Here is a 2,958-nt window from a genome sequence, read left to right as displayed (position 1 = left end):
GTTGGTTTAGGCAAAACAGTACAGCTTGCCGTCTCAGGGCTGCTAATGGCTTTACATGGAGATAAACCCGTATTAGTAATCGCTCCCAAACCTTTGGTATTGCAATGGCAGGGAGAACTCAAAGATTTAGTTGGTATCCCTTCAGCGATTTGGAATGGTCGTTACTGGCTCGATGAAAATGTATTGGAATATCCCTCAAAAGGCGCAGAATCAATTAAAAATTGTCCCCGTCGTATCGGCATTATCTCTCAAGGACTAATTACCTCTGGTTCGGAAATAATCGATTTTCTGTTAGCCATGAAATACGAATGCGTCATCGTCGATGAGGCACATCGAGCTAGAAGAAAGAAAATTAACGACAACAGCCCTAACGAACCCGCCGATCCTAATAATTTGATGCGGTTTCTCTGGGAAATAAGCGATCGCACTAAAAGCATGATTTTAGCTACCGCAACCCCAGTACAACTTCATCCGATAGAAGCTTGGGATATGCTGGATATTTTAAGTAGGGGTAACGATCGCGTTTTTGGTAATGCCTGGAGTAACTGGCGTAGAGCTTCAGAAGTAATTCCTATCGTAATGGGAGAAGAATCGATCTCTGAAAATGTTCATGATGCCTGGAATTGGCTGCGAAACCCTTTTCCACCTGCTAACGAACATCGTAGCTTCCGAGGTATCCGTCAACGTTTGAGAATGGAAGACAGCGATTTTGTGATTCAGGGTGGCGATATAGATAAACTAAAACGTCCTGACATAACTAAATTACACAGAGTCCTTCACGATTATGGAAGGCAATATAATCCTTTTATGGTTCGCAGGGGTGAATTGCGCCTAATAATAGGTACAGATGCAGCCAGCGAGGGGCTGAACCTACAAAAGCTGGGAACTCTGATAAATCTCGACCTTCCCTGGAATCCCACTCGCCTAGAACAACGTAAAGGACGCATTCAGCGCATTGGACAAATACAAGATGAAATCTGGATTCTTAATTTACGCTATCGTGACTCAGTTGAGGACAGAGTTCACGAACTTCTTTCTTCCAGATTAGAAGAAATTCATGGCTTGTTTGGATAAATACCCGATGTCTTACAAGATGCTTGGGTCAATATAGCCATTGGTGAAGAAGAACGTGCCAAAAAACTAATTGATAATATCAGACCGAGACATCCTTTCGATGAGCGATACAGCAAAGTTGAAAACATCGACTGGGAAAGCTGTTCTCAAATTTTGAAGGAATCTGAAAAATTATTAATACTCAGAACAGGATGGTAAATAAGACAGCAAAATACTACTTTAAAAAATCAGTGACAAAATACCAATTTGTTTTTTGAGTTTTAGTTAATTTGTTTGGAGACTTCACTAAATATACCCATGCTCTGATTGAACACAACTCGACAAGTGCCAGTAGAACCGTTACGATTCTTTCCCACAATTATTTCCATAATGCCAAGGTCATCACTGTCTTGATTGTAATAATCATCTCGATATAACAGCAGCCCTAAATCCATATCTTGTTCAATATGATAGCCCCAAGATCGAGCAATATTCGATGCCATTTTCAGATTCAGGGCAATTAATAAAATTATTCTAATCGGAGGAATCCAACTGCCATATAAGGGCAGAACTCCTAAAATAGCAGCCCCCAAACCATAGTCAACAATAGTTTTTTTGACTTGAAGAGCGATCGCTATAATTAGTCTGATACCAGGGATAATCGACTGTTTATCGTAATCAGTTGCTAGTTGGCGATCGCGATCTTTCATTATGGAAATAAAATATGGAGATATGGGGAATAAGTAAAATAACCCCTAGATTTTTATTAATTAGAAATATACCAAGAAGCAAATTAAACAATTCATAACCTTGGTAAATATTTTGATTGTGGCAATTTTGCTTAATATACTTTTATATTATTGATTCTTGCTTTTAAATATTATTTGAATCGCAAAAATCGAATATTTTTTAGCATAAATAGATTCAAAATTTCAACGACAATTAACTAGAATTAATTGCCAAAAATATTTAGCTGAATTAAGGTTTTTCTAATCTTCGATTGGGGTAATAAAACTACAGTTTAAATATCTCAAAAAATTAATTAAACGAGGTATTTATCCATGACACCAACTCTAAATCCTGGTAGTACTGTACCCCTATTTATTAGCGATTTTGCAGGGGCAGCTTTTTTTGATACTCCCCAAGAAGGTGGCGGATTATATGCTGCGGGGCAAGAAGACCAAACCAATATCCTACTATTTCCCGATACCAATGATGTGGCAGTGGGCGGAGATGAAGTAGACATTATTTCTGCTGGAGGGGGTGTGGATAACATCATGGGTGCAGAAGGCACTGACTTTATGTTTGGTGGTACGGGAGATGATATTGTTCGTGGAGGAGCGGGAGATGATGTCGTTGTTGGTAACGAAGGTTCGGATATTTTAATTAGTGGCGAAGGAAGCGATATCTATGAGTTTTTTGCCGATCAATTTATTGCAGGAGATGTTGATGTTATTCTCGATTTTGAATCCGAAGATGCACTAGTAATTATTGGCAGCACTGACGTTCAATATAACAATGGAACGGGAAAACTTTCTGTGGATGGTGTAGAAGTTGCCAAACTAGAAGCTGGTTTAGATTTAGATGTTTTGCCCAGAGAAGATTCCGCTGTAGTTTTTACCAATGGGGGTACTGGAGATTTACCCATAACTACGAATTCTACAGAAACTCCTGAAGTAGAATCGAAGTCTGAACCAGAACCAGTAGAAACCACTGACGAATTGTTGGAGGGCAGCACTGTACCGCTATTTATTAGTGATTTTGCAGGGGCAGCTTTTTTTGATACTCCTCAAGAAGGTGGCGGATTATATGCTGCGGGGCAAGAAGACCAAACAAATATCCTACTATTTCCCGATACCAATGATGTAGCAGTGGGTGGAGATGAAGTAGACATTATTTCTGCTG

The 2,958-nt window shown here is 39.3% G+C and carries 3 protein-coding genes; 2 read left to right on the top strand and 1 reads right to left on the bottom strand.

Annotated features, from left to right (window positions below; all coding sequences use genetic code 11):
- A partial coding sequence (locus AC33VI_RS03105) for a helicase-related protein (RefSeq protein WP_491780807.1) occupies nt 1–1,074 on the top strand: 1,074 nt, incomplete at its 5' end.
- Nucleotides 1,075–1,334: 260 nt separating this feature from the next.
- Here the strand turns inward: AC33VI_RS03105 and AC33VI_RS03100 are convergent.
- Nucleotides 1,335–1,763 (bottom strand): DnaB-like helicase C-terminal domain-containing protein, encoded by a 429-nt coding sequence (locus tag AC33VI_RS03100; protein ID WP_491780806.1) that lies wholly within the window; start codon nt 1,761–1,763, stop codon nt 1,335–1,337.
- 351 nt (nt 1,764–2,114) lie between these two features.
- On the opposite strand from AC33VI_RS03100, the gene AC33VI_RS03095 reads away from it, so the two are divergent.
- On the top strand, nt 2,115–2,958 hold an 844-nt coding region (locus AC33VI_RS03095; protein WP_491780805.1), incomplete at its 3' end, for a calcium-binding protein.

The organism is Waterburya sp. (assembly GCF_058530065.1).
The sequence above is the reverse complement of the archived record's forward strand: the minus strand, read 5'-3'. Positions and strand labels throughout refer to the sequence as shown.